The 24,155-nt window shown below is 69.6% G+C and carries 19 protein-coding genes and 1 pseudogene; 12 read left to right on the top strand and 8 right to left on the bottom strand.

Annotated elements, in window-relative coordinates; translation table 11 throughout:
• Positions 1-42 precede the first annotated feature (42 nt).
• Positions 43-945 carry an SDR family oxidoreductase gene (locus ACFORO_RS37130; protein WP_377896731.1) on the top strand — a complete coding sequence of 301 codons (903 nt, stop codon included), beginning with the start codon at positions 43-45 and terminating at the stop codon, positions 943-945.
• Here the strand turns inward: ACFORO_RS37130 and solA are convergent.
• From solA to ACFORO_RS37115, 3 genes are all read right to left on the bottom strand, one after another.
• Entirely contained in the window at positions 935-2,059 is a 1,125-nt protein-coding gene (solA, locus tag ACFORO_RS37125) for an N-methyl-L-tryptophan oxidase (RefSeq protein ID WP_377872587.1), read from the bottom strand. The genes ACFORO_RS37130 and solA overlap by 11 nt on opposite strands.
• Positions 2,056-4,290, bottom strand: a complete 2,235-nt coding sequence (locus ACFORO_RS37120) for an FAD-dependent oxidoreductase (protein ID WP_377872585.1) — start codon at positions 4,288-4,290, stop codon at positions 2,056-2,058. The genes solA and ACFORO_RS37120 overlap by 4 nt, the downstream gene beginning before the upstream one ends.
• Before the next feature lie 183 nt (positions 4,291-4,473).
• Positions 4,474-5,259 carry an IclR family transcriptional regulator gene (locus tag ACFORO_RS37115; protein WP_354750734.1) on the bottom strand — a complete coding sequence of 262 codons (786 nt, stop codon included), beginning with the start codon at positions 5,257-5,259 and terminating at the stop codon, positions 4,474-4,476.
• Between the two features lie 173 nt (positions 5,260-5,432).
• On the opposite strand from ACFORO_RS37115, the gene mtrA reads away from it, so the two are divergent.
• The 6 genes and pseudogenes from mtrA to secA form a co-directional block, all read left to right on the top strand.
• Complete coding sequence (gene mtrA, locus ACFORO_RS37110) at positions 5,433-6,110, top strand: MtrAB system response regulator MtrA (RefSeq protein ID WP_005150760.1); 678 nt, start codon at positions 5,433-5,435, stop codon at positions 6,108-6,110.
• 7 nt (positions 6,111-6,117) lie between these two features.
• Positions 6,118-7,848 carry an MtrAB system histidine kinase MtrB gene (gene mtrB, locus ACFORO_RS37105; RefSeq protein ID WP_377872582.1) on the top strand — a complete coding sequence of 577 codons (1,731 nt, stop codon included), beginning with the start codon at positions 6,118-6,120 and terminating at the stop codon, positions 7,846-7,848.
• Complete coding sequence (locus ACFORO_RS37100) at positions 7,845-9,611, top strand: LpqB family beta-propeller domain-containing protein (protein ID WP_377872580.1); 1,767 nt, start codon at positions 7,845-7,847, stop codon at positions 9,609-9,611. Before mtrB ends, ACFORO_RS37100 begins: the two co-directional genes overlap by 4 nt.
• Positions 9,612-9,695: 84 nt before the next feature.
• A complete protein-coding gene (locus tag ACFORO_RS37095) occupies positions 9,696-10,340 on the top strand; it encodes a ComF family protein (protein ID WP_377872579.1) in 645 nt (214 codons plus the stop codon).
• Between the two features lie 768 nt (positions 10,341-11,108).
• Positions 11,109-11,792, top strand: a complete 684-nt coding sequence (hpf, locus tag ACFORO_RS37090) for a ribosome hibernation-promoting factor, HPF/YfiA family (protein ID WP_354750738.1) — start codon at positions 11,109-11,111, stop codon at positions 11,790-11,792.
• Positions 11,793-12,053: 261 nt separating this feature from the next.
• A pseudogene (gene secA, locus ACFORO_RS37085) lies at positions 12,054-14,613 on the top strand (preprotein translocase subunit SecA); the annotation flags it as partial.
• Positions 14,614-15,184: 571 nt separating this feature from the next.
• Here secA and ACFORO_RS37080 read toward each other — a convergent pair.
• Positions 15,185-15,664, bottom strand: coding sequence for an Rv3235 family protein (locus ACFORO_RS37080; RefSeq protein ID WP_377872575.1), 480 nt, complete (start codon positions 15,662-15,664; stop codon positions 15,185-15,187).
• A 170-nt stretch (positions 15,665-15,834) separates the two neighbouring features.
• On the opposite strand from ACFORO_RS37080, the gene ACFORO_RS37075 reads away from it, so the two are divergent.
• A complete protein-coding gene (locus tag ACFORO_RS37075; RefSeq protein ID WP_377872573.1) occupies positions 15,835-16,218 on the top strand; it encodes an HAD-IA family hydrolase in 384 nt (127 codons plus the stop codon).
• Here the strand turns inward: ACFORO_RS37075 and ACFORO_RS37070 are convergent.
• Positions 16,211-16,975 (bottom strand): TrmH family RNA methyltransferase, encoded by a 765-nt coding sequence (locus ACFORO_RS37070; protein WP_344270784.1) that lies wholly within the window; start codon positions 16,973-16,975, stop codon positions 16,211-16,213. The genes ACFORO_RS37075 and ACFORO_RS37070 overlap by 8 nt on opposite strands.
• Before the next feature lie 34 nt (positions 16,976-17,009).
• Between ACFORO_RS37070 and ACFORO_RS37065 the strand changes: the two genes are divergently transcribed.
• Both ACFORO_RS37065 and ACFORO_RS37060 read left to right on the top strand, forming a co-directional pair.
• The gene (locus tag ACFORO_RS37065) at positions 17,010-18,407 is read left to right on the top strand and encodes a WS/DGAT/MGAT family O-acyltransferase (protein WP_354750343.1); all 1,398 of its coding nucleotides are present in this window, start codon (positions 17,010-17,012) and stop codon (positions 18,405-18,407) included.
• Entirely contained in the window at positions 18,404-18,895 is a 492-nt protein-coding gene (locus ACFORO_RS37060; RefSeq protein ID WP_354750345.1) for a DUF6912 family protein, read from the top strand. The genes ACFORO_RS37065 and ACFORO_RS37060 overlap by 4 nt, the downstream gene beginning before the upstream one ends.
• Positions 18,896-18,969: 74 nt before the next feature.
• On the opposite strand, the gene ACFORO_RS37055 is transcribed toward ACFORO_RS37060, so the two are convergent.
• From ACFORO_RS37055 to rsgA, 3 genes are all read right to left on the bottom strand, one after another.
• The gene (locus tag ACFORO_RS37055; RefSeq protein WP_377872570.1) at positions 18,970-19,767 is read right to left on the bottom strand and encodes a hypothetical protein; all 798 of its coding nucleotides are present in this window, start codon (positions 19,765-19,767) and stop codon (positions 18,970-18,972) included.
• Positions 19,768-19,920: 153 nt separating this feature from the next.
• Positions 19,921-20,829: a hypothetical protein gene (locus tag ACFORO_RS37050; RefSeq protein WP_377872567.1), complete on the bottom strand. Its 909-nt coding sequence runs from the start codon at positions 20,827-20,829 to the stop codon at positions 19,921-19,923.
• Between the two features lie 239 nt (positions 20,830-21,068).
• Positions 21,069-22,139 carry a ribosome small subunit-dependent GTPase A gene (gene rsgA / locus ACFORO_RS37045; protein ID WP_377872566.1) on the bottom strand — a complete coding sequence of 357 codons (1,071 nt, stop codon included), beginning with the start codon at positions 22,137-22,139 and terminating at the stop codon, positions 21,069-21,071.
• Positions 22,140-22,203: 64 nt separating this feature from the next.
• Between rsgA and ACFORO_RS37040 the strand changes: the two genes are divergently transcribed.
• Together ACFORO_RS37040 and ACFORO_RS37035 are read left to right on the top strand one after the other, a co-directional pair.
• Positions 22,204-22,959, top strand: a complete 756-nt coding sequence (locus tag ACFORO_RS37040) for an SOS response-associated peptidase (protein WP_354750351.1) — start codon at positions 22,204-22,206, stop codon at positions 22,957-22,959.
• On the top strand, positions 22,956-23,564 hold the full coding sequence (locus ACFORO_RS37035) for an alpha/beta hydrolase family protein (RefSeq protein ID WP_354750353.1): 609 nt from the start codon (positions 22,956-22,958) through the stop codon (positions 23,562-23,564). Before ACFORO_RS37040 ends, ACFORO_RS37035 begins: the two co-directional genes overlap by 4 nt.
• Positions 23,565-24,155 lie beyond the last annotated feature (591 nt).

Raw genomic sequence — 24,155 nt, 5'->3', positions numbered from 1 at the left:
TGTTGATGGCACCAGGTGTCATCAACAGTGAAAGGAAGGCCCATGCGGGTTTTCGTCACCGGGGCCAGCGGCCACGTCGGCTCGGCTCTCGTCCCCGAACTCCTCGCCGCCGGACACGAGGTGGTCGGCCTCGCCCGGTCGGACGCCTCCGCCGCGACTCTCGCCGAACGCGGCGCACAGGTGCGGCGCGGCGACCTCGACGATCTCGACGGCCTGCGCGCGGCGGCCGCCGAGGCGGACGGCGTCGTGCACTTGGCGTTCAAGCACGACCTGATGGCCAGCGGCGAGTTCGCCGGGGCGGTCGACGCGGATCTCGTCGCGCTGAAGGCGCTCGGCGAAGCTCTCGCCGGCACCGGGAAACCACTGGTCTCGACCTCCGGAACCCTGATGTTCGCCGGGCTCGGCCGCACCGGCGTCGAGGACGACCGGCTCCCCGGCGGTCCGCGCGTGGACGCGGAGAACTACGTGCTCGGGCTCGCCGACCGCGGCGTCCGGACGTCAGTTGTGCGGCTGCCGCCGTCGGTGCACAGCTCGCTCGACAAGCACGGTTTCGTCCCGACCATGATCCGTTTCGCCCGCGCGGCCGGTGTTTCGCCGTACGTCGGCGAAGGGGCCAACCGCTGGTCCGCCGGGCACACGCTCGACGCGGCCCGGCTCTACCGGCTGGCGTTGGAGGGTGCCCCGGCTGGGGTCGTGCTGCACGCGGTCGGCGACGAAGCCATTTCGCTCCGGCAGATCGCTGAGACGATCGGTGCGCGGCTCGGTGTCCCGACGAAGTCCATCACTCCCGAGGAAGCTCCGGCGCACTTCGCGTTCCTGGCTCCGATGGTGCAGTCGGACGCGCCGACGTCCGCCGCGCGCACGCGTGAACTGCTCGACTGGAAGCCGGAACACCCTGGCCTGCTTGAAGATCTGGCGGAGGAGCACTACTTCGCTACGGCGTGAACCTCGCCGGGTCGAACAGCGAGATCGGATGCCGCGTCGTGCCGTCGACGATCAAGTCGGCGAGGATTTCCCCGACCACCGGCACGAATTTGAAGCCGTGGCCGGAAAACCCGCACGCCACGACCGCGCGCGGATGCTTCGGGTGCGGGGCGATCACGAAGTGCTCGTCCGGGGTGTTGGTGTAGAGGCAGGTCGCCGCGCGGCGGAAAGTCGCCGGGAGCGTCGGCATCCGGGAGCCGACGACCGCTGCGACCGCGCGGACCTCGTCGTCGTGGATCCGCCGGTCGATCGTGTCGGCGGTGCACGGCTCGCCGCCAAGGTGGATCGCAACCTTGACGCCTTGCGCGGTGTGCGCGGGGAATCCGTAGAACTGGCCGCCTTCCGCGGTTTCCCAGATGTAGACGGGATGGTCGACGAACGGCTGCACGTCCTCCGGTTCGAACCAGTACTGGACCTGGCGGCGCACCTCGAAATCGACGCCTAGGTCGCCGAGCAGAATGGGAGCCCACGCGCCGGGGCACAGCACGAGCCGCTCGGCGGTGTAGTAGCTCGAAGCGGTGCCGACGCGCACCCCGGTTTCCGTGCTGGTCCAGGTGAAAACCTGCTCTTCGTGGTGCAGTTCGGCACCGTGGCGCGCGGCGAGTTGCAGGTGTGCGGCGACGCTTCCTTCCGGCGACACGAAACCGGCGCCCGGTTCCCACAGCGCCACCTCGTCCTCGGCCGGGCTGATGGTGGGGAACCGGTGCCGGATCTCGTCCGCGTCCAGGATTTCGTGCGGAATGTCGAATTTCTCGGCGGAAAGCGTGCTGCCCGTGATCGTGCGCGACTCCGGCGGTCCGCCCATCACCGCGCCGCAGCGGGTGAACAGCGACCGTCCGGAGTCGCGTTCGAGCTGGTCCCACATCTCGTGCGCGCGCAGCAGCAGCGGTACGTAATCCGGACCTTCGAGGTACGCCTGCCGCGTGATCCGCGAACCGCCGTGGCTCGAACCGAGGTTGTGCACCGGCGCGAACTGGTCGATCCCGAGCACCTTCTGGCCTCGTTCCGCCAGCCGGTAGGCAGCCGCGCTGCCCATCCCGCCGAGACCGATCACGATCACGTCGTAGTGCGTCATTCACTGCTCCTCAACGGTTCCGCGGCCACCCTCGCCGCGAACCGTTCCCCGAAGTGCTCGATTTCCACTGGCGTCCGCGGCCGGGCGTCCTCGACGGGAAGCCAGGCATAGGCCAGGTTTTTGTCGACGGTGTAGCCGTACGCGCCGCTCGTGACGTATCCCGCCGGGCGGCCGTCGACGTACACCGGCTCCCGACCCTGCATGACGGAAGGCGCGTTGTCGACGGTCAAGCACACCAGTTTCCGCCGCACCGTCGAAGGAGAACGGTGCAGAAGCGTGTCCCGGCCGAGGAAGTAGCCCTTGTCCATCCGCACCGCGAACCCGAGCCCGGCTTCGTACGGGTCATGCTCGGTGGTCACGTCGATGCCGCAGCTTCGGTGCCCTTCCTCCATCCGGAGGCTGCGCAGCGCGTCCTCGCCGGCCGCGACGATCCCGTGCGGCTGCCCGGCTGACCAGAGCGTGTCCCACAGCGACCGGCCGAGGTCCGCGCCGGTGTGCAGCTCCCAGCCGGATTCGCCCACCTCCGACCCGCGCAGCACGGTGACCGGCACGTCGCCGACGTACGTCCGCCAAACCCGGGAGTCCGATGTGGACAGTTCGGGCAGCACCCGTTCGGCGAGCGGTCCCCACAGGCCGAGACAGCAGGTGCCGCCGGTCGTTTCGCGCAGCTGGACCGAGCCGTCGCCGGGAAGATGACGGCGCAGCCAGGCGACGTCACGGTGGTGGCGCGCGGCGACGTGAAACTGCTCCACGCCGAGCCGAGCGACGGTGAGATCGCTGCGGACCCCGCCGTCCTCGCCGAGCAGCAGCGTGTCGGTGACCGAGCCGGGCGGACGGTCGAGCTGGTTCGTGGTCATCGTCTGCAGGAACGGCAGCGCGCCGCGGCCGGTGATCTCCAGCCGTCGCCGCGGGGTCAGGTCGAATAACGCCACCCGGCTCCGAGTCGCGACGGCCTCCGCGCGGCTGTCGGAATACCGCTGCGGCCGCGCCCAGCCGTCTTCCTCGCGAAACTCCGCGCCCAGCGCGACTTCGCGTTCGTAGCAGGGCGTGGTCCGCAGCAGTTCCGTCGCTGGCCGTTGATGCCCAGCCGTCGCCAAACTCCGCTCCCGGACCCGGCCGGGGGCGAGTTGCAGCCGATCGAACCGGGCGAGGTCAACGGAGTGCAGGTCGAGGTGCGCTTGCCCCTCGATGAGCCAGCGCGTCAACTCTCGCGCGACCCCGGCGGACCACGCACAGTCCACCGCCTCGGCGAGCCAGAACCCGTCGAGATCCGGATGCTCGCCGAGCAACGGCAACCCGTCCGGCGTACCCGGAACCAGCTGTCGGACCCCCTCCTCGACCTTCGCCTCAGCCAACGCGGGCACCAACCCGAGCGCAGCCGTCCACGACTCCTCGAAGCCGGCCGGAGCGAACTCGGCATCGGTCTCGATGGGGCCGAGCGCGCTGATGCCCAGCCGGTCGACGTGCTCGCGCAGCGACAGCCCGGCGCCGCGCAGGATCGGTTTGTCCGCCTCGGTGAAGTGGTCGTTGTCCCCGGCGAGCTGCGCCAGCGGCGTGGTCCGCGCGTGATCGACGGCGATCGGCACCACCGGCACCGCGAGATCGACCAGCCGCCCGAATTGCGGCCCGCGCACTCCGGCACACGAGATGACCACGTCGGCGCGGAACCGGTCGGTCGCGGTCGCCACCGCGGTCACCCGGCCCGCCGCGCGCACGATCTCGACAATCTCTTGCCCGGTAAGGAATTTCGCGCCCCGTTCCTTGGCACGGCGGGCTTGGGCGAGCGCCGCGCGGATCGGCTTGACGAGCCCGTCGCCGGGAAGATGCAGGCCGCCGATCACCTTCGAGGGGTCGAGCAGCGGGTGCAGCTGGGCGCATTCGCCCGGTTCGCGCAGATAGCCGCGCACGCCGGACGACGTCGCCCAGCCAAGCCGTTGCCGCAGCCGGGAAAGCTGCTCCGGCGTGGTCGCGAGTTCCAGGCTCCCGACCGGCTGGAAGCACCAGCCGCCGTCGACGGTCAGCCCGCTGTACTTCTCCGCGGTGTACTTCGCGAACTCGGACGCCGTGCGGTCGGCGTGCGTGCGGAACAGGAGTCCTGGCCCGGCCGAGGCGATCGCCGGTTCCGGTTCGAGGACGGTGACGTCCGTCCAGCCTCGTTCGGTCAGCTCGTCGGCGACCGCGCAGCCGAGGAGCCCGGCGCCGAGCACAACCACCCGCGGTCGCACCGCCATCGCGAGGTACCTCCTGCCTGCCGGCCGTCGCGGACGGCCCGGCTCGGGACGAGACAGGCATGCCGGAACGCCCCCGCCGGGGAACGGACGCGTTGCGGATGGAGATCGATGTTCCGTCTGCTGCAACTCACAAATTGCGGGATCGCGGGCGCGCTGTCAAGAGAGCCGCCGCGGCCGGGGAGATCACGCGGAAAAGTAGCCAAGCTGAGCGGAAAGCTCCCGCGCCGCGTCGGCCATCGGCGTGACGATCTGCCGGATCCGCTGCTTGGACAGCCGGTAGGACGGACCGGACGCGCTCATCGCCGCCACGACGTCGCCGCCGGGACCGCGCACCGGCACCGCGACCGCGTGCATGCCCAGTTCCAGCTCCTCGAAGGACGCCGCGTAGCCGTCCTCGGCGACGCGCTCCAGCTCGGCCGCCAGCTCGTCGCGGTCGACCGTGGTGCGCGGCGTGAACTGCTCCAGCTCGTGCGCGAGCATCCGCTTGCGTTCGGCGTCGTCCATCGCGGCGAGCAGCACCTTGCCGCTGGAGGTGGCGTGCAGCGGCGTGCGCTGCCCGGTCCAGTTCTGCGTGGTGATCGCCGCCGACCCGCGGGCCTGGCTGATGTTGATCGCGACGCCGTCGTCGGCGATCGCGATGTTGACCGTCTCGCCCAGTTCCTCGGCGAGCGTCTGGCACGTCTGCCTGCCGAGCTTCGCCAGGTCCATCCGGCCGGTCGCGGCACCCGCCAGCCGGACCACGCCGAACCCGATCGCGTACTTGCCGCGTTCGCCCAGCTGCTCGACCAGTCCGTGCGCCTCCAGCACGCTCAGCAGCCGGGACGCGGTGGACTTGTGCACCCCCAGCTCGCCGGCGATCTCGGTGATGCCGGTTTCGCCGTTGCGAGCCAGCAGCTCCAGGACTGTGATGGCCCGGTCGACGGACTGCACCGCGCTTCCCGTTGCGTTTCCCGAGTCCTGGTTCCGCATAGCGCAACAGTAACCGTTCGGCTGCGATCTGTTCGGCTGAGCGGGCGAATCCGGTCGCGGCCGGACGCCGGAAGGGGCCGGATGGCCCAACCGGGCCGGTGATCTTGATCTTTCCGGTGGTCAAACGCGCGGGTCGTGCGCGCGAGCGTGGGCGGTAGTGCGAACATGTGGTCATGAAGGCACGTGTCTTGGTGGTCGACGACGACCCGGCGCTGGCGGAGATGCTCACCATCGTCCTGCGCGGCGAGGGGTTCGACACCGCGGTGGTCGCGGACGGTTCGCGGGCGCTGCCCGCGCTGCGGGAGCTGAAACCGGACCTCGTCCTGCTCGATCTCATGCTGCCCGGCATGAACGGCATCGACGTGTGCAAGGCGATCCGCGCCGAGTCCGGCGTGCCCATCGTCATGCTCACCGCCAAGAGCGACACCGTGGACATCGTGCTCGGCCTGGAGTCCGGCGCCGACGACTACGTGGTGAAGCCGTTCAAGCCGAAGGAACTCGTCGCCCGCGTGCGCGCCCGGATGCGCCGCACCGAGGCCGAGCCCGCCGAATCGCTCACCATCGGCGACCTCGCGATCGACGTTCCCGGGCACGAGGTCACCCGGGAGGGCAAGGCGATCCCGCTGACCCCGCTCGAGTTCGACCTGCTCGTGGCGCTGGCCCGCAAGCCGCGCCAGGTGTTCACCCGCGAGGTGCTGCTGGAGCAGGTGTGGGGCTACCGGCACGCGGCCGACACCCGGCTGGTGAACGTGCACGTCCAGCGCTTGCGGTCGAAGGTGGAGAAGGACCCGGAGCACCCTGAGGTGGTGCTGACGGTGCGGGGGGTCGGGTACAAGGCCGGCCCGCCGTGATCCGCCCATGACCGGTTTCGCGGGGCGGCTTCGCGCCGCCGCCCGCGCCACGGCCCGGCTCGCCGGCCGGGTCGTGGTTTTCGCTCGCCGCCGCGCGGTGGCGTTCAACGAACTGTGGAAGCACTCGCTGCAGTTCCGCGTCACGATCTCGACGCTGGCGCTGTCCTCTGCCGTGGTGTTCGTGCTGGGCATGGTCCTGCAGAACCAGATCACCGAACGGCTGCTGGACACCAAGCGCCGCGCCGCCATCGAGCAGACCCAGGCGCTCGCCGACACCGCCGCGCGCGAGCTGGTCGGGATCGGCGGCGAGTCCCCGGACGCGCTGCACACGCGCCTGCAGAACGCGCTCAAGAAGATCGCGACCACGTCCTCGTCGCGCGCGGGTTCCACCGCGGGCACCTTCGAACCGGTGCTGGCCAGCGTCGGGCGCGGGCAGTCGGACACCGACCCGGTGTACGTCGGGCCGTTCAATTCGGTGCCGGAGCGGCTGCGCCAGTTCGTTGAGGCCGACCACCTCGCGCGGCTCGAGCACACCGTCGACGAGAACGGCGTGCGGACCACCTACCTGATCGTCGGCACCTCGCTGATGTCCGGGGCCAGTCCGCTGCAGCTGTACCTGCTGTTCCCGCTCACCAGCGAGCAGACCACCGTGTCGACCGTCCAGAACACCCTGTTCGTGGCCGGGATCGTGCTGCTGCTGTTGCTCGCCGGCATCACGAACCTGGTGGTCCGGCAGGTGGTGCGGCCGGTCCGGCAAGCCGTCGCGGCGGCCGAGCAGTTCGCGGGCGGCGATCTCGACCAGCGCCTCGCCGTAGTGGGCGAGGACGACCTCGCCAAACTCGCGGTGTCCTACAACAGCATGGCGGCCAGCATCCAGAACCAGATCCGCCAGCTCGAGGAATTCGGCGGCCTGCAGCGCCGCTTCACCTCCGACGTGTCGCACGAGCTGCGCACCCCGCTGACCACCGTGCGGATGGCCGCCGACGTGCTGCACGCGTCCCGCGAACAGTTCCCGCCCGGACTTGCCCGCTCGACCGAGCTGCTGGTCGACGAACTGGACCGGTTCGAGGCGCTGCTCGGCGACCTGCTGGAGATCAGCAGGCTCGACGCGGGCGTCGAGGAGCTGTCCGCGGAGTACATCGACGTGCGGCCGATCGCGACCCGCGCGGTCGAGCAGGTGCGGGTGCTCGCCGGAACCGCGGGCAGTGTCGTCGAACTGGTGCTGCCGGACGAGGACACCTCGGCCGAGGTGGACGCGCGCCGGATCGAGCGGATCCTGCGCAACCTGCTGGCCAACGCCGTCGACCACAGCGAGGGCAAACCGGTGGTGCTGACGGTCGCGGTGAACGAGACCGCGGTCGCGATCACCGTCCGGGACTACGGCGTCGGCCTGCGGGCCGGGGAAGCGGAGCTGGTGTTCAACCGGTTCTGGCGCGCCGACCCGTCGCGCAACCGGCGCACCGGCGGCACCGGGCTCGGCCTCGCGATCAGCCAGGAGGACGCGCGGTTGCACGGCGGCGTCCTCGACGCGTGGGGCGAGCCGGGACACGGCGCGTGCTTCCGGCTCGAGGTGCCGCGCCGCCAAGGCGTGCCGATCGCGGAAAGCCCGCTGGTGCTGCCGCCGCCCGACGCGGTTTCGGAGATCACGCTGTCGCCGTCGTCGGTCGCGGAACTGCATCCCGCGCCGGAAGCGATCCTCGCCGATCCGGCCCCGGACCGGGAGGAGGTCGGTCAGTGAGGCGAGTGCTTCTCCTTCTCGCCTGCGCGCTGGTGCTCGCGAGCTGCGCGAACGTTCCGCAGGAATCGCTGCCGGTCGTGGTGTCCGCGGAAAAGGCGCCGCAGCAGGCCAACAACGCGCCGGAACCGCCTGCCAACGCCGAACCGCTCGACATCGTGCGGCTGTTCATCAAGGCCAACGCCGATCCGCGGTCCGGCAACGCGGCCTCGCGGGCGTTCCTCGACGACAAACAGCGCGGCGCGTGGCGGCCGAACCGCTCGTTCACGATCATCGACAAGACCTTCAGCACGGTCTACGACACCGTCGCTTCCGGCCCGACCACCACGGCCACTCCGTCGTCAACGACGCCGGATCCGAACGTCCGCACGGTCACGGTGCGCGGTTCGGTGCTCGGCACGCTGAGCGCGGACTCCGCGTTCATCCCCGGCAGCGGTCCGGCCGAGCAGACCTTCCAGGTGCACAAGCAGGCCGACGGCCAGTGGCGGATCTCCAGCCCGCCCCCGCCGGTGCTGCTGGTGACCGACGACGAGTTCGACGGCAACTACAACCCGGTCTCGGTGAGCTTCTACTCGCCCGATTCCGGGGCCTTCGTGCCGGACCTGCGCTACGTCCCGGCGAAGCCGCAGTCGGGCATGCCGGGCCGGGTGATGGACCTGATCCTGCAGGGCCCGTCGGCCGGGCTCACCGGCGCGGTGAAGAACCTGTTCGGCGACGGGGTGTCGCTCGAGAACAACGTGAAGAACAACGACGACGGCTCGCTCACCGTCCCGTTGACCGGGCTCACCGGGACCAGCCCGGAAACCCGGTCGCTGATCGCCGCGCAGATCGTGCTGTCGATGCAGACCGTCACTTCGACCCGGATCCGGCTGCTCGCCGACGGCGCGCCGCTGGTGCGCGACCACGAGTACTGGCGCGGCAGCGACGTGCCCTCGTACACCGCTTCCTCGTCGCCGAGCCCGGACCTGCGGGGCCTGATGACGATCGGCGGCCGCGTCCGCTCGCTCAGCGACGGCGCGCCGATCGCGGGCCCGGCGGGCAACGGCGAGTACCAGGTGGTGAACGCGGCCCAGTCGATCGACGGCAAACGGCTCGCGGTGGTCGAACAGGACGGCGACCGGGTCCGGCTGCGCATCGGCGACCTCGGCCGCGAACTGCCGACGGTCGAGCTCGGCGGCGGTTCGCTGAGCCGCCCGACCTGGCGGCCCGCCCCGAGCGGGGCCGGTCCGTCGAACGAGGTGTGGACGGTCGTCGACCATTCGATCATCGCGCGGATGGTGCTCGACCCGAACGGCCGCTGGCTGCGCCAAAGCGTCAACGCGAACGACCTGCTGGCACTCGGGCCGATCGGCGTTCTCCGGCTTTCCCGGGACGGCGCGCGCGTGGCCGCGACGGTGAACGGCCAGCTGGTCGTGGCGTCGGTGGTGCGCAGCGGCGACACGGTCACCTTGCGCGAGCCGCGCGTCCTGCAGCCTGGTGTCCTGATCGACGTCTTGGACGTGGATTGGGGTTCTACGCCGGACACGCTCGTGGCCGCGACGTCCTCGCCCTCGCAGCCGGTACAGCGGCTGTCGGTCGACGGACGGCGGATGGACGCCTACAACAGTTCGAACCTCACCGCTCCGGTGCGCGCGGTCGCGGCGGTCCCGGGCCAGCCGATCGTGGTCGCGGACGCCGGGGGACTGTGGACGGCGACCGAACTGGGCGAGGTGTGGCGGCCGCAGTCGCACTCGATGCAGAACGCGGAGCCGTTCTATCCGGGGTGATCCGGAAACTTTCTCGGCACGGATTTCGGGCTCCGGCGCTCACGGGGCCCGAAACTGTCGGTGGTCGCGTGCACACTCTTGGTCATGGTGCTGAGACTTCTGCTGAACCTGCTCCTGCCGACCTTCTGCGCAGGCTGTGAAAACCGCGGCGCGGCCGTGTGCGCCGGATGCTCCACGGCGTGGGGGTCCCCCACTGAGGTGTTTCGCGCGCCGCTGGCGGCGTTGGCTCCGGCCTACGCTTTGGCTCGCTACGCGGGTGTCGCCAAGCGAACCTTGATCGCGTACAAGGAACGCCGCCGTCGGGACGTGGCCCCGTTTTTGGGGCGGATGCTGGCCGCTGGCCTGATGACGTTGCTGCCGGGCGGTCCTCGCGCCAGTCCGTGGTGCCTGGTTCCCGCCCCGAGCCGACGCGCCGCCTCGCGGGTTCGCGGAGGCCCGCACGTCCTGCGCATCGCGTCGGAAGCCGCTCGGCTGACGGGTGGTTATGTCGCGCCCGCCCTGGCGCTGACCGGTGGACGGGACGCGGTCGGCTTGAGCCGGGCGGAACGAACGGCCAACCTGGAGGGGCGGCTTCGCTTCGCCGCGGCCGGTCGTCCGCCGCCGGGCGCGCGGGTCGTGGTGGTGGACGACGTGATCACCACAGGCGCCACGTCCGCCGCATGTGTCACGGCGTTGAAAAACGCGGGCGTGCCAGTGGTGGCGGTGCTCGCCCTGCTGGCGACAGTCTGAAAGGCAGCCTGTTCCCACGTCCGAAACCCGAACGCGCCCTGGCCCAGTCCGCCGAGAATCCGCCGGGCGCCGAGACCGGCGCCATCCGAAACCGAAATCCGGTTGCGCGGAAACCGATCACCCCGCGCCGGTCGCGGCCACAACGGAACGATTCCAAAAACCACCCACCCGAAAAACTTTCTCCGCTTTCCCGTCCGGGAGGTAACTCGCGCTCGAACGCCCACTACCGCCAGGTGTCACCTACACGAGTGATGTCAAGAGGGAACCTCCCGCGGCCGTCGCCCGTTGTCCGGACATGAGGATCAAGGCCGGAATCACTCCCGCAACGGGGCAGTTCGCCGAGGTGGCGGCTGTGCTGGGCGGGTCGGTCACCCTCGGCGTCCGAGGTGCCGCCGGATTGCGCCGTCCGCGTGAAACTTGGGCACGCGGGCTCGGCCTTCCGGGCGGCGGTTTCGGGCTGCGCACGCATGATTCACTGCGCCCCGTGACGGGTTCCCGGATCGTGACATCCCCCGGCTCGGGGGCTGTTGCGGACGGCGTGATGAAGCTAACGTGCACCGCTATCAGCAATACCCGCAGGCAGGGAGGTGTGCAGCCCATGTCCCTGGCGCCGGCGGCCCGCTGAGTCCGCGTTCGCGCTACCGCCACGAGACGTCGTGATCCGGTCGCGAATTCTTGATCAGCCCGCCGAACCCGTGCAGTAGCCGTTCAGTACCGGTGCCGTGAGAACACAACAGCTCGCAGTTTCCTCAGCGAGGGAGGTCGTGTATGGACATCGTCGTTAAGGGCCGCAACGTGGAGGTGCCCGAGCATTACCGGGCGCTTGTCAGCGAAAAGCTGGCCCGCCTTGAGCGCTACGACAAGAAGGTCATCCGCTACGAAGTGGAACTCTTCCACGAACCCAACCGCAGGCAGGCCAAGAGCTGTCAGCGCGTCGAGATCACCGGGAAGGGCCGCGGTCCGGCTGTTCGCTCCGAAGCGAGCGCGGCCGACTTCTACGCAGCGCTCGACTCCGCCGTCACCAAGCTGGAAAACCGGCTCAGGCGGACACACGACCGCAGGCGCGTGCATTACGGACGCAGCCGTCCTGAGTCGGTCGCCGAGGCGACGTCCGTGGTCGGCGGATCCGATGCCGTCGCCGGGCCCGCCATGGGCACGGCCGTCCTGGACGCACCCGACGCGACCGAACCCATGGTGAACGGTTTCGCGGCGACGAGTGCGGGCGACATTCCCCGGCAGGGGCGCTGGGAAGACGAGGACCTGGGCCATCAGCCCGGCCGCGTCGTCCGCGAGAAGCAACACGACGCGGACCCCATGACGGTGGACCAGGCTCTCTACGAGATGGAGCTGGTCGGCCACGACTTCTACTTGTTCAACGACTCCGAGGCCGGCCGGCCGAGTGTCGTCTACCGGCGAAAGGGCTTCGACTACGGCGTGATCCGGCTGGGCTGAGCCCACCCGGAACAACCTCTCCGGCGGCCCGCACGCGAACGCGTGCGGGCCGTCCGCGTGCCCGGAGCACGGCTCGCGGCACGACCTTCGTCGGGACCTGTGCAAACCTCTCGTGACCTTCTGCGATGACGTGCGTGCGCGGACCAGTCCGCGTTCCCTACGATGGGGGAGACGGCGGCGGCGCACACGGGCGCCAGCCGTGGCGAGTACTGCCCGGGAACGGCCTGGGCTCGATCATGATCAGCTAGTGAGGTCGACCGGATGGTGCTGAACCGCCTGCTCCGCGCGGGCGAGGGCAAGATGGTGAAGCGGCTGCGCAACATCGCCGATCACATCAACACCCTCGAAGACGACGTGAAGGACCTGTCGGACGCCGAACTGCGGGCCAAGACCGACGAGTTCCGCGAGCGGTACGGCAAGGGCGAATCCCTGGACGAGCTGCTGCCGGAGGCGTTCGCCGTCGCCAGGGAAGCCGCGCACCGGGTGCTCGGCCAGCGGCCGTACGACGTCCAGCTCATGGGCGGGGCCGCGCTGCACCTCGGCCAGGTCGCCGAGATGAAGACCGGCGAGGGCAAGACGCTGACCTGCGTCCTCGCGGCGTACCTGAACGCCATTCCCGGGGACGGCGTGCACGTCGTCACCACCAACGACTACCTCGCCAAGCGCGACGCCGAGTGGATGGGCCGCATCCACCGCTTCCTCGGTCTCGAGGTCGGCGTCATCATCGCCGAGCAGGACCCGCAGGAACGGCGCAAGCACTACAACGCCGACGTCACCTACGGCACGAACAACGAGTTCGGCTTCGACTACCTGCGCGACAACATGACGTGGTCGCTCGACGAGTGCGTGCAGCGCGGGCACAACTTCGCGATCGTCGACGAGGTCGACTCGATCCTCATCGACGAGGCGCGCACCCCGTTGATCATCTCCGGCCCGGCGGACCAGTCATCGCGGTGGTACGTCGAGTTCGCCCGGCTCGCGCCGTTGATGCAGGGCATCGACACCACCACCATGGGCACGCGCGAGCGGGTCGAGAAGGCCAACCTGATCAACTCGAAGTACCACTACGAGACCGACGTCCGGAAGCGCACCGTCGCGGTGACCGAGAAGGGCGTCCGGTTCGTCGAGGACCAGCTCGGCATCGAGAACCTCTACGAGGCGGCGAACACCCCGCTGGTCGGCTACTTGAACAACGCGCTCAAGGTCAAGGAGCTCTACCACAAGGACAAGGACTACATCGTCCGCGACGGCGAGGTCATGATCGTCGACGAGTTCACCGGGCGCATCCTCGTCGGCCGCCGGTACAACGAGGGCATGCACCAGGCGATCGAGGCCAAGGAAGGCGTCGAGATCAAGGCGGAGAACCAGACGCTCGCCACGATCACGCTGCAGAACTACTTCCGGCTCTACAAGAAGCTGTCCGGCATGACCGGTACCGCCGAGACCGAGGCCGCCGAGTTCCACCAGACCTACAAGCTGGGCGTGGTGCCGATCCCGACGAACCGGCCGATGGTCCGCGCGGACCGCGCCGACCTGATCTACAAGAACGAGCAGGCCAAGTTCGAGGCCGTCGCCGAGGACATCGCCGAGCGGCACGAAAAGGGCCAGCCGGTGCTGGTCGGCACCACGAGCGTCGAGAAGTCCGAGCACCTGTCGAAGCTGCTGCTCAAGCTGGGCGTGCCGCACGAGGTGCTGAACGCGAAGTACCACAACAAGGAAGCGCTGATCGTCGCGCGCGCGGGCAAGAAGGGCCAGGTCACCGTCGCCACGAACATGGCGGGCCGCGGTACCGACATCGTGCTCGGCGGCAACCCGGACATCATGGCCGACGAGGTGCTGCGCGAGCGCGGCCTCGACCCGGTCGAGCACTCCGAGGAGTACGAGGCCGCGTGGCCGAAGGTGCTCGAGGAGATCAAGGAAGAGGCGCGGGTCGAGGCCGACGCCGTCCGCGAGGCGGGCGGGCTCTACGTGCTCGGCACCGAGCGGCACGAGTCGCGGCGCATCGACAACCAGCTGCGCGGTCGTTCCGGACGGCAGGGCGACCCCGGCGAATCGCGGTTCTACCTGTCGCTGGGCGACGACCTGATGCGCCGGTTCAACGCGGTGCTGGTCGAACGCATCATGACCACGATGCGGCTGCCGGACGACGTGCCGATCGAGCACAAGATGGTCTCCAAGGCGATCAAGAGCGCGCAGACCCAGGTCGAGCAGCTCAACATGGAGACGCGCAAGAACGTCCTCAAGTACGACGAGGTCATGAACGAGCAGCGCAAGGTGATCTACGCCGAGCGGCTGCGCGTGCTCGGCGGCGAGGACCTGCGCGAGCAGATCGAGCACATGATCATCGACGTGGTGAAGGCGTACGCCGCGGGCGCGACGTCCCAGGGCTACGCCGAGGACTGGGACCACGAGCAGCTGTGGACCGCGCTGAAGACGCTGTACCCGGTGAGCCTCGACTGGGACGACCTGGTCGAGGACGGCGACCTCGACGCGGAAGGCCTCACCCAGGCGCTGGTCGACGACGCGCTCGACGCGTACGCCAAGCGCGAGGCCGAGATCGACGAACTGGTCGGCGAGGAAGGCTCGATGCGCCGCCTCGAGCGCCAGGTCATGCTCACCGTGCTGGACCGCAAGTGGCGCGAGCACCTCTACGAGATGGACTATCTCAAGGAGGGCATCGGGATGCGGGCGCTCGCGCAGCGCGACCCGCTGATCGAGTACCAGCGCGAGGGCTTCGACATGTTCCGCGCGATGCTCGACTCGCTGAAGGAGGAGGCCGTCGGCTTCCTGTTCAACCTTCAGGTCGAGCGCGCCGAGCCGGAAACCGCGCAGCAGCCGGAACCGTCGGCGCTCCCGGGCGGTGTCACGTCCGCGACCGCCGCGGCGGCCGGTTCCTTCGGCAACCAGGACGAGGACGGGGGCAAGCACGCGCGCCCGGCCCCGCCCCAGCCGCCGGCCACCGATTCCGACTCGGTCCCGTCCGCCTTGCGCGGCAAGGGACTCGGCGGCGGTGCCCAATCAGGACTGACGATGTCCGGCCCCTCCGAGGGCGGCGGCGTCGAGTCCCATTCGGACAGTGCGAACGACGCGGAAGCGGGCGGCGGCGGCACCCGACGGGAACGCCGGGCCGCCGAGCGGGCGCAGTCCAAGAAGGGCAAGAAGGGACCGCGTCGCTGACGCACTCCTGATCCGTCCACTGTGGACGGTATGACTGAGAACGGCAGCACGAGATCGCTCGTGCTGCCGTTCTGTCGTTTGGGTCCACAGTGGACTTGGATCGACCGGCAAGCGGGTTGGGCCGCAGTGATCCGCCCGGATGCCCGCGAAACAAGACCCTCTTGGTTTCTGCGAATGCGAGACCCTTGTCCCGTTTGTCAGGACACGTGTCCCACTCAGGCGACTGACGGCCGTCCGGCCTGCGCGCCCTCGGTCCGCGGCGCGAGCACGTGAAACCGCGTGCACACCCATCCCGTCCGCGTGCGCTCGAACCGGGCCGCCAATGCCAGCACGCGAGGCCCGGAATGAATGATCGTGCTGGTCTCCAGTGCGGTCTCGGTCGGACGGCAAACGCGCAAATCCCCGGCGACGTGGTGGCGGATGCCCGGCATCAGCCCCTGACTGCTGAGCCGGGAAAACAACGCCTCGTCCACCAGCGGACGGATCTGCCCGGCCGCCCGTCGCCCGGCGAGGACCTCGAGAATGGCGTTCAGCCGCTGACCGAGCCGCCGCCCGGTAGGCGGATCGGTCAGCCGCACCAACCGATGCCCGGCAGGCGGCAGATCGTACGGCGAAGGCCACGCAGTACGGCGATGCGTTCGTCGGCCCTGGGTCTCCGGAACAGCGGACAGCGGCCGGAGACTGTGGTTCGTCATTGAAGTTCCCTCCCGAAACATGGACGTCCACCCGCGTAGTGGTGCGCGCGGCCGCCGCGCGATGGGACGCGGAGTGCCTGATCCGGCGAAAAGGGCAGAACGGTGCAGACGGGATCTGCCTGATGCGCTATAGGACCTCGCGCGGCCGAAAGGGCAGATAGGCTGGCGAAGTGCTGAAAGGCTTGCTAATCGACTACGCCGGAGTGCTAACCGACCCGGACGCCGCGCTTCTTTACGAATACCTCCGCGACGCCCGCGCGAACGGCACCCGCACCGCGCTCGTCTCGAACGCGCCGGGAGCCGCGCCGGGGGTGAAAACCGAGCTGGCGCAATACTTTGACGCGCTCGTCTTCTCCGGCGAGGTCGGGGTGGCCAAGCCGGATCGCGAGATTTACCTCGTCGCGGCCGAGCGGATCGGGCTGGCGGCGCCCAGGTGTGTTTTCGTGGACGACGCCGAGCGGAACGTGCGCGGGGCCGTCGCCGCGGGCATGGTCGGCGTGCACCATCGCACCATCACCGACACCCTCGACGAACTCGCGGCGTTGTTCAGCTGACTCCGCGCCGCACGAGTTCGAACGACAGCACGGCCGCAGCCGCGGAGACGTTCAGCGATTCGACGTCGCCGGGCATCGGGATCGACACCCACTCCGTCACCAGCTCAGCCACCGCCTCGCCGACGCCTTCGGTTTCGCCGCCCAGCACGAACGCCGACCGTTGCGGCAGCTCCACGTCGAACACCGACGTTCCCGCCGAGGCGCCCAGCGCGAACAGGCTGTAACCGGCCTCCACCAGCATTTCCGCCGCTTCGCGGGCCGATCCGCAGCGCAGCACCGGTGCCCGGAAGGCAACGCCCGCCGAGGACTTCACCACCATCGGGTCCAGCGCGGCGACGCCCCGGCGCGGCACGATCACGCCGGACAATCCGGCGGCCGTCGCGGTGCGCAGGATCATTCCGACGTTGGCCGGCGTGGTGATGCCGTCGAGGAGCAGCAGCCGCGCGGGCGGGCGGCGGTCGTCGAGGGCCGCGGCGAGGGCGCGCATGCGCGGCGCGACGACGTCGGCCAGTACGCCCTGGTCCTGTTTTCCGTTGCCGGCCAGCACTTTCACCCGGTGCGCGCTCGCGCGCTGCACCTGCACCCCGGCGGCTTTCGCGGCGCGCTGGATCTCCGCGGCGGCGGGGCCGCGCGCGGTGTCGGCGAGGATCACCTTGTCCACGCGCAGGTCCGGATCGCCCAGCGCCTCCAGCACGGGCTTGCGCCCGTAAACGGTCAGGAAGCGGTCTTTCGGCGAACCTGCCAGCTCATCACCCACACCGGCCAGTCTCGCATTGTGTAAGGATCGGCTCATGCCCGACCGCCTGTCCGCGCTGGACGCCTCGTTCCTGTACGTCGAGGACCAGACGACGCCGATGCACGTCGGGGGCGTGGCGATCTTCGAGCGGCCGTCGTCCGGCTTCACCTACGAGCAGGTGCTCGACCTCGTCGGCGCGCGACTGGCGTTCCTGCCCCGCTACCGCCAGCGCGTGCTCGCCGTGCCGGGGCACCTCGCGCGCCCGGTGTGGGTGGACGACGTCGACTTCGACCTGAACTACCACGTCCGCCGCTCCGCGCTGCCCCAGCCGGGCAGCGACGACCAGCTGTTCGACCTGGTCGCGCGCCTGATGTCGCGGCGGCTCGCGCCGGAACGCCCGTTGTGGGAGGCGTATTTCGTCGAGGGACTGTCCGGCGACCGGGTCGCGATGGTGACGAAAACGCACCAGTCCGTTGTGGACGGTGTCGGCACGATCGACCTCGGCCAGCTGATCCTCGACGAGACCCCCGAACCGCCCGAGCCGTTCGAGGACATGTGGACGCCGCGGCGCGAACCGAGCCGTACGCAACTGGTCCTCGACGCGATGAGCGAGACCGTCCAACGGCCCGGCGAGCTGATCGAAAACGTGCGCTCGATCGCGGGCGACGCGGTGACCACGGTGAGCAAAGCCGTGGAGACGCTCGGTGGCGTCGCGGCGACGATCACGCGGCCCGCTCCGTCCGGACCGTTGAACGTCCGGGTGTCGGGCGGTCGCGTGTTCTCGGTCGTGCGCACGCGGCTGGAGGATTTCCGCAAGATCCGCGCGGACCACGGCGGCACGGTCAACGACGTCATCCTGGCCGCGATCACCGGTGCGCTGCGGGAATGGCTGCTGTCGCGCGGGGAGAACCTCACGCCGACCGAGACCGTGCGCGCACTCGTGCCGATGGCGGTCACCGACGCCGAAACCGCCGAGTTCGCCACGCCCGCGCTGGTCGGCAACCAGGTCGCGGCGTACCTGATCGACCTGCCGGTCGGCGAGCCGAGCGCGGTGCTGCGGCTGCAGCACCTCGGCCACGCGATGGCCGAGCACCTGAATTCGGGAAGATCGGTGGCCGCGCGCGGGTTGCTGAAGGTGAGCGGGTTCGCGCCGGCGACGCTGCACTCGCTCGGCGCCCGGGCGGGCGGATCGCTGTCCGGGCGGATTTTCAACCTGATGATCACGAATTCGCCGGGGCCGCAGGTGCCGATGTACGCCGGGGAGGCGAGACTGGTGGAGATGTACCCGGTGATGCCGCTGATGCGCACGCAGGCGCTGGCGATCGGGGTCACCTCCTACCACGGCGGTGTCTACTTCGGACTCAACGGCGACCGCAAGGCCGCGTTCGACGTCGGGCTGCTCGGCGGGATGATCGAAGAAGCGCTTGAAGAGCTGAAGGGTGCGCACTGGTGAGGGTTTATCTGCCTGCGACGATCGCGATGCTGCGAGACCTGGAGGCCAATGGCGAATTCCGCGCTCGCAGCGGCACCGGTTTCGCGCTGACGCCCGCCCTGCGCGAGGCGTACGCGAGCGGTTCCGACGAGGAACTGGAATACGCGGCTTTGCTGGACGCGGCCCGGGCCTCGCTGCGCCTGATCGCCGCCGAGGAAAAGGGCGAACCGCGGCGGGCGGTGGTCTCGGTGGACGTCGACGACGCGACGCTGCGCCCGGACCTGGACGCCGCTGTCGTGCGGCTCGCCGGTCCGGTGCCGAAGTCCCAGATCGCGGCGATCCACGTGGACTCGGCCGAGGCGGAGGACGCGGTGACCGCCGCCGCGGCGGTGATCGACGCGGCGGACCTCGGCGACGAGGACGCCGAATTCACCCTCGGCGACGCCGAAGACCACGAGCTGGCCTGGTACGCGCTGCAGGAACTGCCCTTCCTGCTCGAACTGCTCTAGCGGTCCGTGAAGGACTCCTTGAGGGAATCAGATTCCCTCAAGGAGTCCTTCACGGCACGTCAGCTGACGCCGACCTAGCCGCCGGTCAGGATGCCGATGTCGGCTGCGGCCGGGGCGGCGATCGTGACCGGCGAGTTCCAGTCCGTGTAGCGCGCTTTGACCGTGGCGACGCCGGTCTGGCCGGTGGCCTGCATGACCGGCGTCAAGTCCAGGACCAGCTGCATCGGCCGGTGCCGCGCGTCGAGCCAGAGGTCGAACGGGACCGTCTTGCCGCGGTCGCCGAGGCGGGTCAGCGCTTCGGCGGGCAGGCCGCCGGGCAGCTCGGAGCCGAGTTTCGCCAGGTCGACGGTCAGGTGATAGTGCTCGGCCGCGGCGCCGTCGAGGGTGGTTTCCTCGCTGGAGGCCACCGTTCCCGCCGTGCGGACCTGTGCCAGGGTGCGTGCCGGGTCGTTCTGCTCGGCCAGCTGCGCCAGGCTGCCGCCGAGCACCTGCGAAAGCGGATCGGTGCCGTCCGGCGACACCTTCACCCACGCTTTGTGGTCGCTGACCTGGTCCCGCGCACTTTCCGGGACCTTCGCGTACAGCGTCTTGTCGACCAGGCGCAGTTCGAGCGGCTCGCCGACGTAGTCCGTTGTCATCGACAGAGCTGTTCCGGCGCGGTCGAACTTCGCCTGGCCCTTCCCGTGGGACACGAGGGTGCCGGTGGTGACGTCAGCGGTGAACTTCGCGGTGTGGCCGGCCAAGGTCGCGGCGGAGGCGGCGTCCGCGAGCGTGCGGGCGTCGGTGAAGCGCTGCGGTTCCGGGGTGCTGGAACATCCCGCCGAGGCGATCGCCAGCAGCGCGGCGACACCCGCGACGGCCGTCCTGCGCATCCGAAAACCCTCTCTGACCGGCCGTTGAGTGCCTCAAGCCAAGCACAACGCGCGGGGCCGACCCGTTCGGGGGAACACGTGCTACCGGCAGTAGCGCACAAAAAAACGGGCCCCGAGCCGGGATGGCTCGGGGCCCGCGAAAAGCTCCGGGGATCAGCGCCCCATCTTCTTCATGACCTCGCCGAAGTCGGTGACCTGGTCGGCGGCCGGCGCGGCCACGTCGACCGGCTTGCCCCAGTCGGTGTACTTGACGGTGATCTTGCCGCCGACGGCCGCCGCGGCGCTCGAGCCGGTCGAGGAGCCGATCGACTTCATCATCTCGGACTGGTCCATCGTGACCTGCAGCGGAAGCTGGTCCTTGTCGATCCAGATCTCGGCCGGGATCTTGATGTTCTTGCCCGCGAGCATCTTCTTCATCTGCTCCTGGACCTCGGCGGGCTGGCCCTTGGAGTAGGTCTCGATGGACTTGCTGACGTCCAGCTCCACCTTGTAGTGGTTGACCTTCTCGCCGTTCAGCTCGACCTGGTCGGCGCTGATGATCTGGCCGGCCTTCGACACCTGGTCGAGGATCTGCCTCGGGTCGCTCTGCTGGGTCGACTGCGACATGGCCTTGCTGAACGACTGCGACATCGGGTCCTTGGCGTCCGGCGAGATCTTCAGCCACGGCTTGTCGCTGCCGAACTGCTTGGCCTGCTCGGCCGGGACCTTCATGTAGAGGGTCTTGTCGACGTAGCGCATCTCGGTGGCGCCCTGCGGCGTGTTCATCGTCATCGTCATGGCGGAGTTCTCGCCGTCGAAGCGCATCGAACCCTCGGCCTTCATGGACTGGCCGCCCATGGACATGTCCATCGACATCTTCGCCGACTTGGCCTTCTCAGTGCCCTGCTTGGCCGCGTCGGCCAGCTTCAGCGCGTCGCTGAACGGCGACGCCAGGCCGGACCCGCCGTCCTTGGCCTGCCCGGCCGGGGCCGCGGTGCCGTTCTCGGCGCTCGAGCCGCAGCCCGTCAGCACCAGCGCCAGCGCCGCACCGGCGGCGACGGCGAACGTCGTGGTCTTGCGCATGGTTCTCCCCCTAGGAAGGAATCGGTCTTTCACCTGCGTTGTCGCCGGTCGGCCTTGAGGGCCGCGTCCTTGCGGTCCGGCGCGCGGGCCACTGGCGGGGTGACTCCGCGAGGTTGCTTCTGTGACGCCGCCCGGCGGGAAAAGGTTCCCTCCAGGCGGAGGAATTTTCCCCCGGTTTGTCCCCTGCCGGGCATACACCCGCCTATCGGTGACAGCCGCGCGAGGTTACCGTCTCCAGGTCACGATTCAGTGCGGAGGTCCCCGCCGCCGCCCGCGCGCGACACCAGCAGCCTGCGCAGCGACGCCAGCCGGTCCGCACCCGCGTTGCCGTCGGCGACCACGGCGTCCAGGGCGCAATCCGGGTCCTCGGGCGGGCCGAGGTGGCCGCAGTTCGGCGGGCATTCCTCGGCGGCCTCGGCGAACTCCTCGAAGGCGTTGACGATGTCGTCCGCGGTCACGTGCGCGAGCCCGAACGAGCGGACGCCAGGGGTGTCGACCACCCAGCCCCCGTCCGCCAGCGGCAACGCGACCGCGGCCACCGAGGTGTGCCGCCCCTTGCCGACCGAGCTGACGTCGCCGGTCGCCAGTTCGGCGGCGGGCACGAGCCGGTTGACCAATGTCGACTTGCCGACTCCGGAGTGTCCGACGAGGGCGGTGATCCGGCCGCCGAGGCGTTCGCGCAGGCCCTCGGGCTCCTCGTCGTGCCGGCTGACGATGGCCGGGACGTCCAGGCCCGCGTAGCCGGCGAGCAGCGAATCCGGGCTGGCGAGGTCGGCTTTCGTCAGGCACAGCACGGGTTCCAGGCCGCCCGCGTAGCAGGCGACGAGGCAGCGGTCGATGAATCCGGGCCGGGGGAGGGGATCGGCCAGCGAGGTGACGATCAGCAGTTGCGCGGCGTTCGCGACGACCACGCGCTCGTACGGGTCGGTGTCGTCGGCGGTGCGGCGCAAGACGCTGGAGCGCTCGTCGACGCGGACGATCCGGGCGAGGGTGTCCGGCCGTCCGGAGACGTCGCCGACCAGCGCCACCGTGTCCCCGACGACCACCGAGACGCGGCCCATTTCGCGGGCTCGCATGGCCATCACGACGCGGTCCGGGTCGGCGTCGACCGCGCACGTCCAGCGGCCGCGGTCCTTGCCGATCACCATCGCGGTGACCGCGTCGGCGTGCTCGGGCCTGCGCTTGCTGCGTGGCCTGGTGCCCTTGCCGGGACGCACCCGCACGTCGGATTCGTCCAGCCGCCTCCAGTCGCCTCGCCCCAAGCCGCCCACGTCCTCCCGGTCGCCCCTTGCCTGGTCGAATGATCCCATGCCGGTCGCGCCGGGCCCGGTTTGCGTGCGACGATGGCGCTCGAGGCACCCCGAGGAGGTTGGCATGTGCGGCCGTTACGCCGCGACGAAAGACCCGGCGAAGCTGGTCGAGGAGTTCGCCGCGGTCGACCTGACCGAGGGCCGGGCGCGAGTGGACCACAACGTCGCGCCGACCAAGAACGTCGTGACCGTGGTGCAACGGCATCCCCGCGACGCCGACGGGCTCGTCCTGGAAGACGAACCGGCGGAGCGCTCGCTGCGGATCATGCGGTGGGGCCTGGTTCCGTTCTGGGCCAAGGATCCTTCGGCGGGTTCGCGGATGATCAACACCCGCGCGGAAACCGCGAAGGAAAAGCCCGCGTTCAAGCGCGCACTGGCGTCGCGGCGGTGCCTGGTTCCCGCCGACGGCTGGTTCGAGTGGCGGCGCACGGGCAAGGAGAAGGAGCCGTTCTACATGACGGATCCCTCCGGGAGTTCGCTCGCCTTCGGCGGAATCTGGGAAAGCTGGCGCCCCAAGGACGACAAGGACGCCGAGCCCCTGATCACCTTCTCGATCATCACGACGGACGCCGAGGGCCAGCTCACCGACGTGCATCACCGGATGCCGCTGATCGTGCCGCGCGAGCACTGGACGGGCTGGCTGGACCCGGACCGGTCCGAAGTGGACGAACTGATGGTGCCGACCTCGCCCGCGGTCGTGGAATCACTGGAACTGCGGCCGGTGTCGAGCCTGGTGAACAACGTCCGCAACAACGGCCCGGAACTGTTGCGGCGCACGGAAAACGAACAGCCCGTCGACTCGCTGTTCGACCTGTCATGACCACCCTCGAGATCGACACCGAACACGGACCCGCACGCGTCGAACTGCACTGCGCACCCGACGGCGACGCAGTCCTGCTCCTCGGCCACGGTGCCGGCGGCGGCATCGGCGCGAAGGACCTGGTGGCGGTGGCCCAGGCGGCCAAGGCGGCCGGGATGCATGTGGCGCTGGTGGAACAGCCTTACCGGGTGGCTGGCCGTCGGGCTCCCGCTCCGGCTAAGCAACTGGATACAGCTTGGCTGACCGTGGCGGACGAGGTTTCCGCCCGGTTCGATGATCTGCCGCTGGTGTTCGGCGGTCGTTCCTCCGGGGCGCGGGTAGCTTGCCGGACGGCTTCGGCCGGGCAGGCGGTCGCGGTGTTGTGCTTGGCTTTTCCGGAGCATCCGCCGGGGAAACCGGAGAAATCGCGACAGGCTGAGCTGGATGCGGTCGAGGTGCCCGCGCTGGTGATCCAGGGGGAGCGCGATCCGTTCGGGAGGCCTTCGGCCGCGCCGCATCATGAGATTGTGGTGGTGGCTGGGGACCATACGTTGGCGAGCGATCTGGACGCTGTGGCGCGGGCGGCGGCGGAGTGGTTGGGGCGGGTTGTTCGGCCGCATCTTTGATGGGGTTGGCTGTGGATAGTTCCAAGTGGTGTTCTTGCAGGTCAGTGCCTGCTTCATTGAGTTATCCACAGCTTGGCGAGCCTGTGGGCAACTGAGGGAGAACCCGGTTTTCAGTCGGGGGTGGCGGATAGACTGGGCAAGGGCAGCCCCCCAGTGGAGGGCGGGGGTGCGCCTGTCCGGTCGGGGCTTCGGGTCTTCGGCAAAGGCGGCTTTCCGGTGGGGTCTCGTGGGCGTGCGCGTTCGGCGGTGAGCAGCTGTTTCTTGCGTTGGCTGCGGCGAGCAACTGTTCGTGGGCACGGCCTGGTGGTTGACGACCACAGCCGCGACGTGGGGCAGGTGCGCATCCCCTCTCCCCGGTGAGCTTGCGTATCTGGTGCACTCCGCGGTGACGAGCGCCGGTTCCGTGCGTGCGGCGGCGATGTCGAGATGTTCAGCGGTGTGGATGCCAGATCGTCTTCCTGGTGGCGGTAAAACGAGCCCGGGCAAGGCCGAGCGGCGGCGCGAGGAGCATCGCCCGTGCCAGGGTGGATTTCAGACCCTGTCATGATTTCCGTGTAAGCCACGGATGGTTTCTTCTTTTATTCTAGTGGA

The organism is Amycolatopsis halotolerans (assembly GCF_042647905.1).
In the GTDB taxonomy this organism is placed as follows: Bacteria; Actinomycetota; Actinomycetes; order Mycobacteriales; family Pseudonocardiaceae; genus Amycolatopsis; species Amycolatopsis halotolerans.
This window is presented reverse-complemented; position numbering and strand designations above follow the sequence as displayed.